This window comes from Nocardioides sp. (assembly GCF_036493135.1).
In the GTDB taxonomy this organism is placed as follows: domain Bacteria; phylum Actinomycetota; class Actinomycetes; order Propionibacteriales; family Nocardioidaceae; genus Nocardioides.
On sequence record NZ_DASXQG010000090.1, the window covers coordinates 52,355 to 67,625 of the forward strand.

The 15,271-nt window shown below is 71.2% G+C and carries 15 protein-coding genes; 14 read left to right on the plus strand and 1 reads right to left on the minus strand.

Annotated features, from left to right (window positions below):
• Positions 1-10: 10 nt before the first annotated feature.
• From dnaE to VGJ24_RS16980, 3 genes are read left to right on the plus strand one after another with little or no spacing between them, the layout of a single operon-like run.
• A complete protein-coding gene (dnaE, locus tag VGJ24_RS16970) occupies positions 11-3,577 on the plus strand; it encodes a DNA polymerase III subunit alpha (RefSeq protein ID WP_331501820.1) in 3,567 nt (1,188 codons plus the stop codon).
• Positions 3,574-4,167 carry a hypothetical protein gene (locus VGJ24_RS16975; protein WP_331501821.1) on the plus strand — a complete coding sequence of 198 codons (594 nt, stop codon included), beginning with the start codon at positions 3,574-3,576 and terminating at the stop codon, positions 4,165-4,167. The genes dnaE and VGJ24_RS16975 overlap by 4 nt, the downstream gene beginning before the upstream one ends.
• A 58-nt stretch (positions 4,168-4,225) precedes the next feature.
• Positions 4,226-5,905, plus strand: coding sequence for a DUF3352 domain-containing protein (locus VGJ24_RS16980; RefSeq protein ID WP_331501822.1), 1,680 nt, complete (start codon positions 4,226-4,228; stop codon positions 5,903-5,905).
• An 18-nt stretch (positions 5,906-5,923) separates the two neighbouring features.
• On the opposite strand, the gene VGJ24_RS16985 is transcribed toward VGJ24_RS16980, so the two are convergent.
• The gene (locus tag VGJ24_RS16985) at positions 5,924-6,589 is read right to left on the minus strand and encodes an LON peptidase substrate-binding domain-containing protein (protein WP_331501823.1); all 666 of its coding nucleotides are present in this window, start codon (positions 6,587-6,589) and stop codon (positions 5,924-5,926) included.
• Positions 6,590-6,661: 72 nt separating this feature from the next.
• On the opposite strand from VGJ24_RS16985, the gene hisD reads away from it, so the two are divergent.
• The 11 genes from hisD (at position 6,662) to VGJ24_RS17040 (ending at position 15,190) form a co-directional block, all read left to right on the plus strand.
• Positions 6,662-7,957, plus strand: a complete 1,296-nt coding sequence (gene hisD / locus VGJ24_RS16990; protein WP_331501824.1) for a histidinol dehydrogenase — start codon at positions 6,662-6,664, stop codon at positions 7,955-7,957.
• Positions 7,954-9,054: a histidinol-phosphate transaminase gene (locus tag VGJ24_RS16995; RefSeq protein ID WP_331501825.1), complete on the plus strand. Its 1,101-nt coding sequence runs from the start codon at positions 7,954-7,956 to the stop codon at positions 9,052-9,054. The genes hisD and VGJ24_RS16995 overlap by 4 nt, the downstream gene beginning before the upstream one ends.
• Positions 9,051-9,650 (plus strand): imidazoleglycerol-phosphate dehydratase HisB, encoded by a 600-nt coding sequence (hisB, locus tag VGJ24_RS17000; RefSeq protein WP_331501826.1) that lies wholly within the window; start codon positions 9,051-9,053, stop codon positions 9,648-9,650. Before VGJ24_RS16995 ends, hisB begins: the two co-directional genes overlap by 4 nt.
• 8 nt (positions 9,651-9,658) lie before the next feature.
• Positions 9,659-10,279 (plus strand): imidazole glycerol phosphate synthase subunit HisH, encoded by a 621-nt coding sequence (gene hisH / locus VGJ24_RS17005; protein ID WP_414691107.1) that lies wholly within the window; start codon positions 9,659-9,661, stop codon positions 10,277-10,279.
• Positions 10,276-10,845, plus strand: a complete 570-nt coding sequence (locus VGJ24_RS17010) for an AAA family ATPase (RefSeq protein ID WP_331501827.1) — start codon at positions 10,276-10,278, stop codon at positions 10,843-10,845. The genes hisH and VGJ24_RS17010 overlap by 4 nt, the downstream gene beginning before the upstream one ends.
• Positions 10,846-10,855: 10 nt before the next feature.
• Positions 10,856-11,587, plus strand: a complete 732-nt coding sequence (gene priA, locus VGJ24_RS17015) for a bifunctional 1-(5-phosphoribosyl)-5-((5-phosphoribosylamino)methylideneamino)imidazole-4-carboxamide isomerase/phosphoribosylanthranilate isomerase PriA (protein WP_331501828.1) — start codon at positions 10,856-10,858, stop codon at positions 11,585-11,587.
• Entirely contained in the window at positions 11,584-12,357 is a 774-nt protein-coding gene (hisF, locus tag VGJ24_RS17020; RefSeq protein WP_331501829.1) for an imidazole glycerol phosphate synthase subunit HisF, read from the plus strand. Before priA ends, hisF begins: the two co-directional genes overlap by 4 nt.
• 1,232 nt (positions 12,358-13,589) lie before the next feature.
• The gene (hisI, locus tag VGJ24_RS17025; protein WP_414691108.1) at positions 13,590-13,949 is read left to right on the plus strand and encodes a phosphoribosyl-AMP cyclohydrolase; all 360 of its coding nucleotides are present in this window, start codon (positions 13,590-13,592) and stop codon (positions 13,947-13,949) included.
• The gene (locus VGJ24_RS17030) at positions 13,930-14,514 is read left to right on the plus strand and encodes a Trp biosynthesis-associated membrane protein (RefSeq protein WP_331501831.1); all 585 of its coding nucleotides are present in this window, start codon (positions 13,930-13,932) and stop codon (positions 14,512-14,514) included. The genes hisI and VGJ24_RS17030 overlap by 20 nt, the downstream gene beginning before the upstream one ends.
• A gap of 44 nt (positions 14,515-14,558) precedes the next feature.
• On the plus strand, positions 14,559-14,759 hold the full coding sequence (locus VGJ24_RS17035) for an HGxxPAAW family protein (protein ID WP_331501832.1): 201 nt from the start codon (positions 14,559-14,561) through the stop codon (positions 14,757-14,759).
• Positions 14,759-15,190, plus strand: coding sequence for a DUF2752 domain-containing protein (locus VGJ24_RS17040; protein WP_331501833.1), 432 nt, complete (start codon positions 14,759-14,761; stop codon positions 15,188-15,190). Before VGJ24_RS17035 ends, VGJ24_RS17040 begins: the two co-directional genes overlap by 1 nt.
• Positions 15,191-15,271 lie beyond the last annotated feature (81 nt).

The window sequence follows — 15,271 nt, forward strand, 5'->3', positions numbered from 1 at the left end:
CTCCCCGTCCATGTCGTCCGACTCTGCCAGTGCTGCTCAGGGTGGTGGGGACTTCGTCCACCTCCACGTCCACACCGAGTACTCCATGCTCGACGGGGCGGCTCGACTGGATGACCTGTTCCGGCGTACGTCGGAGCTCGGTATGAGCAGCATCGCGATGACCGACCACGGCAACGTGTTCGGGGCCTACGACTTCTACAGCAAGGCCACCGCGGCGGGGATCAAGCCGATCATCGGCATGGAGGCCTACCTCACGCCCAACACCAGCCGCTACGAGAAGAAGCGCGTCCGTTGGAACGACGGCGGCGAGGACGACGTCAGCGGCTCGGGTGCCTACACCCACATGACCCTGCTCGCGGAGAGCACCGCCGGCATGCACAACCTGTTCCGGCTCTCCAGCCGGGCCAGCATGGAGGGCTACTACTACCAGCCGCGCGCCGACCGCGAGCTGCTCAGCGAGTACGCCGCCGGGCTGATCGGGACGACCGGGTGTCCGGGCGGTGAGGTGCAGACCTGGCTGCGCATCGGCGACTACGCCAAGGCCCGCGCGAGCGCCGCCGAGTTCCAGGACATCCTCGGCAAGGACAACTACTTCATCGAGCTGATGGACCACGACCTGGCCGTCGAGAAGCGCGTCCGTGACGGTCTGCTCCAGCTCAGCCGCGAGCTGTCCATCCCGGTGATCGCCACCAACGACTCGCACTACGTCTACCGAGAGGACGCACCCGCTCACGAGCACCTGCTGTGCGTCTCGTCGGGCTCGGTGATGAGCGACCCCAAGCGGTTCAAGCTCGACGGCGACGGCTACTACATCAAGTCCGCCGCCGAGATGCGCGAGCTGTGGGAGGGCAAGCACGGCATGAAGGAGGCGTGCGACAACACCCTCCTGATCGCCGAGCGCTGCGAGGTGAGCTTCACCGAGGGCAACGGCACCTACATGCCGCGGTTCCCGGTGCCCGAGAGCCACACCGAGGAGTCGTGGTTCCGGCAGGAGGTCGAGGCCGGTCTCCAGCGCCGCTACCCGGGCGGCATCTCCACGGCCGTGCGCGAGCGCGCCGACTTCGAGATGAACGTCATCCTCCAGATGGGCTTCCCCGGCTACTTCCTGGTCGTCGCCGACTTCATCAACTGGGCCAAGGACAACGGCATCCGCGTCGGCCCCGGCCGAGGCTCCGGCGCGGGCTCGATGTGCGCCTACGCGATGCGCATCACCGACCTCGATCCGATCGAGCACGGCCTGCTGTTCGAGCGCTTCTTGAACCCCGAGCGCGTCTCGATGCCCGACTTCGACATCGACTTCGACGAGCGCCGGCGGGGAGAGGTGATCCGCTACGTCACCGAGAAGTACGGCGAGGATCGCGTCTCGATGATCGTCACCTACGGGACGATCAAGGCCAAGCAGGCGATCAAGGACTCCAGCCGCATCCTCGGCTACCCGTTCGCCATGGGCGACCGCATCACCAAGGCGATGCCGGCCGCGGTCATGGGCAAGGACATCCCGCTCAACGACATCTTCGACGCCGAGCACCGTCGGTACGGCGAGGGCGGCGAGTTCCGCGCGCTCTACGAGTCCGACCAGGACGTGAAGACCGTGGTCGACACCGCGAGGGGTCTGGAGGGCCTCAAGCGGCAGTGGGGCGTCCACGCCGCGGGCGTGATCATGTCGAGCGAGCCGCTGCTCGACATCATCCCGCTGATCCGGCGGCCGCAGGACGGCGCGATCATCACCCAGTTCGATTACCCGATGTGCGAGCACCTCGGGCTGATCAAGATGGACTTCCTGGGCCTGCGCAACCTCACCGTCCTCGACGACACGGTGAAGAACATCGAGCGCAACCGTGGCGAGACCGTCGTCGTGGAGGATCTCGCCCTCGACGACCCCGCGACGTACGCCCTCCTCCAGCGGGGCGACACTCTCGGCGTCTTCCAGCTTGACGGCGGGCCGATGCGGGCGCTGCTTCGCAGCATGCGGCCCGACCGGTTCGCCGACATCTGCGCGGTGGGCGCGCTGTACCGACCCGGCCCGATGGGGATGGACTCCCACAACAAGTACGCCCGCCGCAAGACCGGTCGCGAGCCGCTCGACCCGATCCACCCCGAGCTCGCCGAGCCGCTCGCCGAGATCCTCGACGAGACGTACGGCCTGACCGTCTACCAGGAGCACGTGCTCGCCATCGTCCGCAAGGTCGCGGGCTACTCCCTCGGGGCCGCCGACCTGCTCCGCAAGGCGATGGGCAAGAAGAAGCGCGAGATCATCGATGCCGAGAAGGTCCCGTTCGCGGCCGGCATGGCGAAGAACGGCTACTCCCAGGGCGCCATCGACGCCTTGTGGGGTGTCCTGGTCCCCTTCAGCGACTACGCGTTCAACAAGGCGCACGCCGCGGCGTACGGGCTGGTGTCCTACTGGACGGCGTACCTCAAGGCGAACTACCCGGCCGAGTACATGGCCGCGCTCCTGACGTCGGTGAAGGACGACAAGGACAAGATGGCGATCTACCTCAACGAGTGCCGTCGGATGAAGATCCAGGTGCTCCCGCCCGACGTCAACGAGTCCGACGCGACGTTCACGCCGGTCGGCGGTGACATCCGCTTCGGCCTGACCGCCATCCGGAACGTCGGCGCGAACGTCGTCGACAAGGTCGTCGAGGCGCGCGTCGCGAAGGGCCGCTACGAGCACTTCAACGACTTCCTCGACAAGGTCGACCCGCTGGCGTGCAACAAGCGGGTGATCGACTCCCTGATCAAGGCCGGCGCGTTCGACGACTTGAAGCACAAGCGCCGCGCGTTGGTCGCGATCCACGAGCAGGCCGTCGACCGCTACTCCTCGATCAAGAAGGACTCCGGCGGCGGCCAGGACTCTCTCTTCGACGACCTCATGGGCGGTGGCGACGCGGCTCCGATCTTCGACCTCACCGTCGCCGTCCCCGACATCGACGAGTGGGACAAGATGACGCTGCTCGGCCACGAGCGGGAGATGCTCGGCCTCTACGTCTCCGACCACCCGCTGATGGGGCTCGAGCACGTCCTGGCCGGAGCGTCCGACTGCAGCATCGGCCAGCTCATGCTCGACGAGGAGCGGCCCGACAACAGCCCGATCCAGGTGACCGGGCTGATCACGTCCGTCCAGCGCAAGATCACCCGCAAGGGCGACACCTGGGCGGTGGTCACGATCGAGGACCTCGACGGCGCGATCGACGTACTGCTCTTCCCGGGCACCTACCTGCTCGCCGGCAGTCTGCTCGCCGAGGACGCGATCGTCACCGTCCGCGGCAAGCTCTCCCGCAGCAAGGACCAGCCGGAGATCCGCGGTGAGGAGCTCACCGTCCCCGACCTGAACGACGGGCCCAGCGGTCCGGTCGTGGTGAGCCTGCCGATCACCCGCTGCACGCCGCCGGTGGTCGACCAGCTCAAGGAGGTCCTGCGCACCCACCCGGGCGTGACGGAGGTGCACCTGCGTCTGCTCGGTCGTCAGCAGACCACGGTCATGCGGGTCGACGACAACCTCCGGGTGGCCGCCGGTGCGCCGCTGTTCGCCGACCTCAAGCAGCTTCTCGGTCCCGGGTGCCTGAGCGGATGAGCGAGCACGACCAGCCGGCGAGAGCCGGGCTCCTGGCCTCGGGCAGCGTGCTGCGGACCGCCCTGTTGGTGCTCCTGGCGTACGCCGTGGTCGGCGCGGTCGCGGGGGTGGTCTGGGAGTGGATCTGGAACCCGCCCGGCCAGATCATCGACCGTCACCAGGTGCTCTTCGACAGCTACGCGTCGCTGCGGCGTGTGTTCACCGGCACCGGCCTCTACGCGCTGGTGGGCGGGCTCGCCAGTGCCTTGCTCGCCTTGGCGGTGACGACACTGACGCGCGGCCGCGAGCTGTGGGTCCTGCTCTTCGTCATCGTCGGGTCGGCGATCGGTGCCGCGCTGATGTGGCGTGTCGGCACTCAGCTCGGCCCGGCAGACCCGGCGTCGATCGCGGCGCACACGAGCGGACACACCACGGTTCCCGGCAATCTCAGCGTCACCGGTAAGACCCCCTTCCTCATCTGGCCGATGACCTCGCTGTTCGTGCTGGCGCTGATCTACTTCGCCTGGCCCGGCGCGTCCGGTGGCCACGACCCGGAAACGCGGTCGACGGATCGTCGCGAAGCCGACACCTCGCAGTCCCGGCGCGGGTAGGCTTCCCGCTCGCCTACGTCGCACACCCGCGCGCGCTTCTCACGGGGGAGATCACGCCATGTCCGAGCAACACCCGCCTGCCGGCACGCCCGAGTACCTCGAGTACGGCGGCGGGGCTCCGCTCCCCCCCGGGCAGACTCCGCCGACCGAAGCGGGTTCCGGTGGCGGACGCGGTCGCCGCCGCGCCTGGTGGATCGGTGGCGGTGTCGTCCTGCTCGCCGGGCTCGGCGCCGGCGCCTGGGCCGCACTCAACTTCTTCCAGCAGGGCGCTCAGCCCGCGGAGGCGCTGCCGTCGTCGACGGTCGGGTACCTCAGCATCGACCTCGACCCGGCGGGCGGCCAGAAGATCGACGCGTTCCGGACACTCAACAAGTTCCCGGCCTTCAAGGACGAGGTCGGCGTGAACAGCGTCGACGACATCCGGCGGAAGGTCGGAGACTCGATCCTCGAGGGCACCCACTGCACCAACCTCACCTACGACCACGACATCGACCCCTGGCTCGGCGAGCGCGCGGCCGCGGCCGTCGTCGACGTCGGTGCCGACAAGCCCGACTTCGTGATCGTGGTCCAGGTGAAGGACGAGGGCAAGGCCCGCGACGCCTTCACCGCGCTCAACAGCTGCGACACCGAGGAGCCGGCGGCCGGCTTCGTCGTCCACGACGGCTGGGCGGTGCTGGCGCAGTCGCAGCAGGTCGCCGACGAGGTGTCGCAGGCGACCGACCAGGGCACGCTGGCCGACGACGCGACGTACCAGAAGTGGACCAAGGCCGTCGGCGACGCCGGTGTGGTCAACGCCTACGCCTCACCCGCGGCCGGTCGGGTGCTGGCCCAACAGCTGAGCGGCCTGTTCGAAGGGACGTTGATCGGTGCGGGCGAGTCCTTCACGACGTCGAGCACGACGACGATGACCGCGACCGGATCCGGCTCCGCCGCTACCGGGGACGACCCGTTCACCAAGGCCCTGTCGAGCTTCAAGGGTGGTGCCGCCACGCTTCGCTTCACCGGTGACGGCCTGGAGTTCGCTTTGGCCGCCGACGGCAGCGCGGGGCAGCTGTCGGAGGTCACCGGGAACGACGGCGGCGCTCTCGTGCAGCGGCTTCCCGACGACACCGCCGCCGCAGCCGGCCTGACCTTCCCGAAGGGCTGGATGGACCGCCAGCTCGGCCAGATGTCCAGCCTCTTCGGTCATGGCATGTCCCAGGACGACGCCACGCGCGAGCTCTCCCGCGAGACCGGTTTCGACGTTCCGGCGGACATCGAGACGCTCCTCGGCTCGGGTGTCTCGATCTCGGTCGGCAAGGACATCGACCTCGAGGCCGCAGAGAACGGCGACAGCCTGTCGGGGCTCCCGATCGGGGTCACGGTCAAGGGCGACCCCGCAGCGATCGAGCGCGTGCTCGACAAGATCCGGGCGAAGGCCGGCAACGACCTCGGGTTCCTGGGCTCGGACTCGTCCGGAGACCTCGTGGCGATCGGCCCGACTGCCGCCTACCGCCAGCACCTGCTGGACGGCGGGAACCTCGGCGACGACGACACCTTCCGCGGCGTCGTTCCCGACGCCGGGGATGGGAGCTCGGTGTTCTACGTGAACCTGGACTCCCTGGAGCCCGCGATCACCAAGGCGGCGGCCGGCGACCGGCAGACCCTGGACAACATCACCCCACTGCGTGCGATGGGGATGTCGACCCGGAACGACGGCGGCACGATCAAGTTCTCGTTCAAGGTCACCACGAACTGATCCGCGCCGGCGGCCGGATCAGTTGGGTGACCACCGGGTGCGGGCGATCTCGGTGGCCGGCAGTGACGGGAACACGTGCATGGTGCGGACCTCTGCGCGCAGCACGTCGGTGACCATCCGCAGCCGGTCGGCGGCGTCCTCGGCCTCGAGCAGCGCCTGGCGCTCCGCGAGGCTCAGCGGGGTGAGGGCGGCCAGCGCCCAGGAGAGGTGCGTCGGGTCGCGTGGAAGGTCGCCGGCCGGCGGCTCACGGTCGATCTCGAGCAGCGCCTCGCAGTAGGCCTCGAACGTCGTCCGCGCCCCCTCCGCCACCGCGTCCGGGACCGCCACCGCGTGCTCGGCCAGGGGCGTGACCCGACCGACCGGGTAGGCGCCGGTGGTGTCGAGGTGCTCCAGCTCGATCCGGTCGAGCCCGACCGCGACCAGCTCGAACGTGCCGTCGTCGTGCGCCTCGACCTCGGTCATCTTCACCCGGCACCCGACCCGGAACAGCCACTGCGCGCCGTGCTCCCCGACCTCGTAGCCCTCGCGGATGCCGACCGACCCGAAGACGCGCTCCGTCGGGTCCTCCACGCGGAGCAGATGGTGGACCAACGCGCGGTAGCGGTCCTCGAAGACCTGCAGCGGCACGCTCATGCCGGGGAACAGGACCGTGTTCAGCGGGAACATCGGGAGCGTGTCGCTCATGCGCTCACGGTAGTCGTCCATGCCCGGAGGCCGTGGCGAGGACACCTGCGCGCCCCACCTAGAATTCTCCACATGATCCGGCGCATAGACCTGCGCGGCCGTACGCCCGATGACTACCGAGAGGTGGTGCCGAGGGCGGACGTGGACGTCGACGCTGCCCTCGAGACGGTGCGCCCGATCTGCGAGGCCGTCCGGATGCGCGGGGTCGAGGCGATCCGGGAGTTCTCCGAGCGGTTCGACGGGGTCGCCCCCGAGCAGCTGCGCGTCCCGCAGGACGCTCTCGACCGAGCCCTGGCCGAGCTCGACCCGGCGGTCCGGGCCGGGCTCCAGGAGTCGATCGCGCGGCTGCGACGTACCTGTGAGGCCGAGCTCGAGCACGACGTCACCACCTCCCTCGGCGCGGGCGCGACCGTCACCCAGCGGATGGTCCCGGTCCGCCGCGTGGGGCTCTACGCGCCCGGTGGCCTGGCGCCCCTGGTCTCGAGCGTGGTGATGAACGTCGTCCCGGCCCAGGTCGCGGGCGTCTCGTCGATAGCGCTCGCGAGCTCGCCGCGCCGGGCCCACGGCGGCCTCCCCGAGCCGACGATCCTGGCGGCCTGCGCGCTGCTGGGCGTCGACGAGGTGTATGCCGTCGGCGGTGCGCAGGCGATCGCGATGTTCGCCTACGGCGCGGGGGAGTGCGAGCGGGTCGACCTGGTCACCGGCCCCGGCAACATCTACACCGTCGCGGCGAAGCGTCTGCTGAAGGGACGTGTCGGCATCGACGCGGAGGCCGGTCCGACCGAGATCGCGATCCTCGCCGACGACACCGCGGACGCGGCGTACGTCGCGGCCGACCTGGTCAGCCAGGCCGAGCACGACCCGCAGGCCGCGAGCGTGCTCGTCACCGACTCGCTCCGGCTGGCCGACGATGTCCAGGCCGAGCTGGAGAAGCAGGTGCACGCCACCCGGCACACCGAGCGGATCGAGGCGGCGCTCGGGGGCCGGCAGTCGGGGATCGTCCTGGTCGACGACCTCGACCAGGGGCTCGACGTCGTGAACGCCTATGCCGCCGAGCACCTCGAGATCCAGACCGCCGATGCCGCGTCGCTGGTCGCCCGCGTGCACAACGCCGGGGCGATCTTCGTCGGACCGCATGCCCCGGTGTCGCTCGGCGACTACTGCGCCGGCTCCAACCACGTGCTGCCGACCGCCGGCTGCGCGCGCCACTCGTCCGGGCTGTCGGTGCGGGCGTTCCGCAAGGCCGTGCACGTCGTCGACTACTCGCGCGACGCGCTCGCCGAGGTCGCCGACCACGTCGTCACGCTCGCCGAGGCGGAGGACCTGCCCGGACACGGTGAGGCCGTCCGGGTCCGGTTCCGTCGATGAGCCCGCTGCCGCCCGGGTTGCTGCGGGAGGAGCTGCGCGGCATCGAGCCCTACGGCGCTCCGCAGCTCGACGTCCCGGTCCTCCTCAACGTCAACGAGAACCCCTACCCACCGTCGACGGCCGTCCTCGCGGACATCGAGCGCGCCGTTGCCGAGGCCGCCCGCGACCTCAACCGCTACCCGGACCGCGAGTTCGTCGCCCTGCGTGAGGCGCTCGCGGCGTACCTCGGGCACGGCGTCACGCCGGCCCAGGTCTGGGCCGCGAACGGCTCGAACGAGGTGATGCTCCACCTGCTCCAGGCCTTCGGCGGCCCCAGCCGGCTCGCGTTGAGCTTCGCGCCGACGTACTCGATGTATCCGGAGTACGCCCGTGACACCCACACCGGCTGGGAGGTCGGCCACCGGGACCAGGACTTCACGCTCGACCCGGACCACGCCGTCGCCCTGGTACGCGAGCGTCGACCGCACGTCGTCCTCCTTCCGTCGCCGAACAACCCGACGGGCACCGCTCTCCCACCAGACATGATCGGGGCGCTCTGCGAGGCCCTCGACGGCGGTGTGCTCGTCGTCGACGAGGCGTACGCCGAGTTCCGCCGGGCCGGTACGCCGAGCGCGCTGGAGCTGCTGCCGACGTACCCGAACCTGGTGGTGACCCGGACCATGAGCAAGGCCTTCGCCCTGGCGGGTGCGCGGGTCGGGTACCTCGCCGCGTCGGCAGAGGTCTGCGACGCGCTCCGCGTCGTCCGGCTGCCCTACCACCTGTCCTCGGTGACCCAGGCCGTCGCGCGGGCGGCGCTCCGGCACGCCGACGAGCTGCTGGGCGCGGTCGACCGGCTCCGTGCCGAGCGCGACGGGACCGTGGAGTGGCTGCGCGCCCATGGGTTCAGCGTCGCCGACAGCGACGCCAACTTCGTGCTCTTCGGGAAATTCCCGGACCGGCACGATGTTTGGCAGGGACTGCTCGACCGCGGAGTCCTGATCCGCGAAACCGGTCCCGACGGGTGGCTGCGGGTCTCGATCGGGACCGCGGCCGAGATGGCAGCATTCCGTCAGGCGCTCACCTCCGTGACCGCCGACCCGAGAGAGGCACGACCATGAGCCGCACCGCATCACTGGACCGGCAGACCAAGGAGTCCAAGGTCCACGTCGAGGTCGACCTCGACGGCTCGGGCCGCGCCGACGTGTCGACCGGCGTCGGGTTCTACGACCACATGTTGGCGTCGTTCGCGCGCCACGCCCTCGTCGACCTCACCGTCACCACCGACGGCGACACACACATCGACGCCCACCACTCGGTCGAGGACACTGCGATCGTGCTGGGCCAGGCGCTCCGCGAGGCACTCGGCGACAAGCAGGGCATCCGCCGGTTCGGTGACGCGATGGTGCCGCTGGACGAGGCGCTCGTGCAGTGTGCCGTCGACGTCTCCGGCCGGCCCTACTGCGTGCAGATCGGCGAGCCCGACGGCCAGGCGTACGTCGTGATCGGCGGCGACTACGCAGGTTCCTTGACCCGTCACGTGTTCGAGACCCTCGCGTTCCACGCGCAGATCGCCGTGCACGTGCGGGTGCTGTCCGGCCGGGACCCGCACCACGTGGTCGAGGCCCAGTTCAAGGCCTTCGCCCGTGCCTTCCGCGATGCCGTCGCGATCGACCCACGCGAGAGCGGCGTGCCCTCCACCAAGGGGTCCCTCTGACCAAGAACGTGGTCGTCCTCGACTACGGCTCCGGGAACCTCCGCTCTGCCGTCCGCGCCCTCGAGCGAGCCGGTGCCGCGGTGGAGCTCACCTCCGACCGGGTGACGGCGGAGGAGGCCGACGGGCTCGTCGTACCCGGGGTGGGCGCGTTCGCGGCGTGCATGACCGGGCTTCGGGCCGTCGACGGTCCGCGGGCGATTGGGCGTCGGCTCGCCGGGGGCAGGGCGGTGCTCGGCATCTGCGTGGGCATGCAGGTGCTCTTCGAGCGCGGGGTCGAGCACGGTGTGGAGACCGAGGGCTGCGACGAGTGGCCGGGTGCGATCGAGCGGCTCCAGGCTCCGGTGGTGCCGCACATGGGCTGGAACACCGTCGACGTGCCCGACGGCTCCGTGCTCTTCGCCGGCGTCGAGGGGGAGCGGTTCTACTTCGTCCACTCGTACGCCGCGCGCACCTGGCGCCTGCGCACCGACGGCCGGACCCGCGCCCCGCTCGTCACGTGGTCGGAGCATCGCGGCGACCGCTTCGTGGCCGCGGTCGAGAACGGCCCCCTCTGCGCCACCCAGTTCCATCCGGAGAAGTCCGGTGACGCCGGCGCCGTCCTGCTGCGGAACTGGGTGGCGTCCCTGTGAGGCGTCCTGAGCCAGGGGCCGGGACGCCGAGCCCGCTGATCGTGGTGACCGGCGTCCCGGCCTCGGGCAAGACCGGCCTGGCGACCGCGCTCGCGGAGCGGCTCGGGTGTGCGCTGGTCTCCCTCGACGAGATCAAGGAGGAGCTGGCCGTCGAGGCCGAGGACACGCCGCGCGACTGGCTCCGGTACGACGCCGAGGCCGAGCTGCTGCGGCGGGTGGAGGCGTTCGGAGGCGAGGCGGTGGTCGACATCTGGATCGCGCCGCGCCGCGACACGGAGCGGATCGTCGACCTGCTCGAGCCGTGGTGGGATCGTCTCGTCGAGGTGCGCTGCCAGGTGCCGGCCGTCGTCGCGATCGAGCGGTACGTCGCGCGCGAGCGGCCGTGGCCGCACCTGCCGCCCGATGAGGACACGCTGGCGCGGATCCGGGACGCGGCCGAGCGGCCCGAGGCACTCGGAGCGCCGCGGACGGTCGTGGTCGACACGACCCGGCCGGTGGAGATCGGCGACGTGGTGACCGCCGTCCGCCGCGAGACGGGCGCTCGGCACCGAGTGCGACGCGGTTAGGTTCCTCGCCATGGGTTCCCTGGAGCTGCTGCCCGCGGTCGACGTCGCGGGTGGCCGGGCCGTGCAGCTGGTCCAGGGCGTGGCCGGTTCGGAGAAGACGTTCGGCGACCCGGTCGAGGCGGCCCTGCGCTGGCAGGCCGCCGGGGCCGGGTGGATCCACCTCGTCGACCTCGACGCCGCGTTCGGCCGCGGCCACAACCGCGAGCTGCTGGCCTCGATCGTCGCCCGGGTCGACGTCCAGGTGGAGCTGAGCGGTGGCATTCGCGACGACGAGTCGCTCGCCGCGGCGATGGCGACCGGCTGCCGCCGGGTGAACATCGGGACGGCGGCCCTCGAGCAGCCGGAATGGTGTGCCGGGGCGATCGCGCAGTGGGGCGACCGGGTGGCCGTGGGGCTCGACGTACGCGGCCGGACCCTCGCGGCGCGCGGCTGGACCCGCGAGGGCGGTGACCTGTACGACGTCCTCGCCCGGTTGGACGCCGAAGGCTGCGCTCGCTACGTCGTCACGGACGTCAACAAGGACGGCATGCTGCAAGGGCCCAACCTTCAGCTCCTGCGCGACGTGTGCGACGTGACCGACCGTCCGGTCGTCGCCAGCGGGGGGATCACCGAGCTTGCGGACCTCGAGGCGCTCGCCGGGCTGGTGTCGGAGGGCGTCGAGGGCGCGATCATCGGGACGGCCCTCTACGAGGGGCGGTTCACGCTCGAGGATGCGCTGGCGCTGACACGGGGGGCCTCGTGAGTCTCGCCGTCCGGGTGATCCCGTGCCTCGACGTCGACGCCGGGCGCGTGGTGAAGGGCGTGAACTTCGAGAACCTCCGCGACGCCGGCGATCCGGTCGACCTCGCGCGGCGGTACGACGCGGCGGGCGCCGACGAGCTGACCTTCCTCGACATCTCGGCGTCCCACGAGGGGCGGTCGACGACCATGGAGATCGTCTCCCGCACGGCCGAGGAGGTGTTCATCCCGCTGACGGTCGGCGGGGGAGTCGCCTCGGTCGACGACGTCGATCGGCTCCTGCGGGCCGGCGCGGACAAGGTCGCGGTCAACACCGCCGCGATCCGGCGACCCGAGCTGGTGGCCGAGATCGCCGACCGGTTCGGTTCGCAGGTGCTGGTTCTGTCGGTGGACGCTCGCCGTACGGCCGGGAGCGACTCGGGCTTCGAGGTGACCACGCACGGCGGCCGGCAGTCGGCCGGGCTGGACGCGATCGTCTGGGCGACCCGCGGGGCCGAGCTCGGCGCCGGCGAGATCCTGCTCAACGCCATGGATGCCGACGGCACCGGGTCCGGCTTCGACCTCGGCCTGATCCGTCTGGTCCGGGCGGCGGTCGCGGTGCCGGTGATCGCGTCGGGCGGCGCCGGTGCGGCCGCGGACTTCCCGCCGGCCGTCGACGCCGGCGCGGACGCCGTCCTGGCCGCCACGGTCTTCCACTTCGGCACGGTCTCGATCAGCGAGGTGAAGGATGTCCTGGCCGGCGCCGGTCACCCCGTGCGTCGGGCCGGGCGCTGACGGTCGTTCGGGCGCACGCTGTGCCCCCAACCACGGGCCGGACCAGACCATTGTGGAACACCCTGTGCCACCAACGGGAGCACGTGACCGTCCGTTGTGGAACACCCTGTGCCCACAACGGGAGCCCGTGACCGTCCGTTGTGGAACACCCCGTTCCACAACGGCGCATCTGCACCCTCCGTTGGTGGCACACCGCGTTCAACAACGACCCCGAGCACCGACCCGTGGGGGCACACCCCGATCCGGACCGGGTGTGACGGCCCGGACCGGGCGCCACTGCGCCGACGCTCTCGAGCGCGGTCCGGGTCCGGTGACCGAGGGGGTCGCCGAGAAGCGGGATGCCGGTGGCGACCTGGAACGGCACCGGCAAGTGGCTGGTGCGGGAGCTCGAGTCCCTCGACGAACGCCAGGGCACGCGGTCGCAGCCGACCTCGATCAGGCGCTCCGGCGTGCCCTCTTCGGCGACCCCCACGACCTGGCCTCGGTGGCCGATGCGGTGCTCGAAGGCGGCGGTGGTCGCTTCCGCTCAGGACTCCACCTGGCGGCGGACCTGCCGGACACCTGAAATCCAGAACGGCGCTCGCATGGAGAGCGCGAGCGCCGTTCGTAGCAAGTGGCCATGGGCTTGGGGGGTGTGGCCACCTTGACGAGAAGGTAGCGAACCACGACCCGGCTCGGGGGTGGGTTTGCAGAAACTTGACTCAGGAGCCGCGGCGGCTGCCGCGCGGTCAAGCGACCACTCCGGCGGGTCTGTCCGCCCCGGCACCGGGTGACGAGGATGACCAGTGAGAGCCCGCCGGGAGTCGTGACACCTCCACGAGAGCCGTCTCCACCGTGCCGTGTGGCTGCGTGACCGCCCTGCTCGATCCGCACCGGAACCCCTGCAGGACCAGCCATTACGACGCCTGGCGAGGTTCGGCGCCATCAGATCGTGCGCTCCTACGCCCCCATCCATCCGGCCGTGGTTCTCAGCCCGGTTGCGCCCGCCGGACGTCCGCGCCGTGAACCCCGAGCCCCGGGTGTCGGCCACGCCCTCGGTCCCGGCGAGGGCGAACCAGCGGCGCCACGGCCGTCCGCGAAGTTTTTACCTTCCGTCCCGAACGTCACGCGGTCGAGGACGGCCGAGGACGGCCGAAGACGGCCGCTGACGGCCGCTGACGGCCGCTGACGGCCGAGGACGGCCGATGACGGCCGGCGCGGCGCGTGGCCACCCCGATGGGACAATGACCGACATGGACCTCGACGCCGCCGTCGCGGCGCGCCTGAAGCGCAACGAGGCCGGCCTGGTCCCGGCGATCGCCCAGCAGCACGACACCGGCGAGGTGCTGATGCTCGGCTGGATGGACGACGAGGCGCTGGCCCGCACGCTGGCCACGGGACGCGCGACGTACTGGAGCCGCAGCCGCGCGGAGTACTGGACCAAGGGCGACACCTCGGGCCACCGGCAGTGGGTCCGCCGGGTCAGCCTGGACTGCGACGGCGACACGGTCCTGCTCCAGGTCGACCAGGAGGGCCCGGCCTGCCACACCGGTACCCGCACCTGCTTCGATGACGGCCGGGTCTGGGAGAGCGATGACACAGCCGGCCGCTGACCGCCGCCGCTGGTTCGTCCCGTCGGTGGTCCTCGGTGTCGTGGGCACCGGCCTCGGCGCGTTCGCAGGAGGCAAACCCTGGGCTGCGCCGGACGGTGGCGCCGGCTCGCCGCTGGTCGACAAGTCAGGCGGCCACGTGCCCCTCGCGGCCGCGCTGGGCCTGGTCGGGCTCGCCTGCTGGGGCGTCCTCCTAGTCACCCGGGGACGCCTCCGCCGTGCGGTTGCCGTGCTGGGAGCACTGGTGGCCGTCGGCCTGGTCGCCACCGCGGTCGTCGGCCGCGGGTCCGCACTGGACTCGGCCCGCCACGCGACCGTCGACCTCGGTCGCGTCCCGACCGGGGCGCACACGACCGCCTGGTGGTACGTCGCTCTCGTCGCGGCCGTGCTCGCGCTCCTCGCGGCGGTCGTCGCGGTGCGGTACGTCGCCGCGTGGCCCGAGATGGGAAGCCGGTACGACGCGCCCACCGGCCCTCCGGAGCCGCAGGACCCGGCCGACATGGAGGACGTCGACCTGTGGCGCGCCATCGACCAGGGGCGCGATCCGACGGACCCCACCGACTACTAGGATGCCGTCACCGAACCCGCTGAGGAGCCCGTTGAGGAGCCTGCATGTCTGACAACCACGGCAACACCCCGGCCGCGTGGGCCGCGGTGGCGGTCGCGATGCTCGGCTTCGTGGTGGGCGGGATCGGCTTGATGTTCAACCCCGTGAGCATGCCGATCTTCTGGGTCGGCGTCGCCCTCGGCGTCACGTCCCTGGTCGTCTTCGTGGTGATGGCCCGGATGGGGCTCAACGGCCCCGGCCACTGATGACCGTCACGGCGACGCCCACGACCCTCCGACCGCGCTCGGAGCGGATCCGGGGGCCGATCGTCTGCGCCGCGACGGTGGCCGCCGCGACGTTCGCCCTGCACGTCCGCGACCCCCACGTCACCCATTCCTGGGGCGTCTGCCCGCTCTACGCCGTGACCGGCCTGTACTGCCCCGCCTGCGGGGGCCTCCGCGGCGTCAACGATCTCGGCAACGGACACCTCGGCCAGGCGGCCTCGAGCAACCTCCTCCTCGTGCTCGCGATCCCGTTCGCCCTGGTGTTCTTCGCGCGCTGGAGCTACGGCGCATGGACCGGCCGAGAGATGCGCGTCGTCCCCGCCCTGCCGAGGGCCGTCGAGGTCGGGCTCGTGGTACTCGTGGTCGCGTTCACGATCGCCCGGAACCTCCCCGGAAGCTGGCTGGCGCCCTGACCGGAGGCGGCGGACACCCTGCCGGCCGCCCAGGGGTCGCGTGAGAGGCTTGTCGGCGTTTCCGCGCATCCCCGGAGGTCC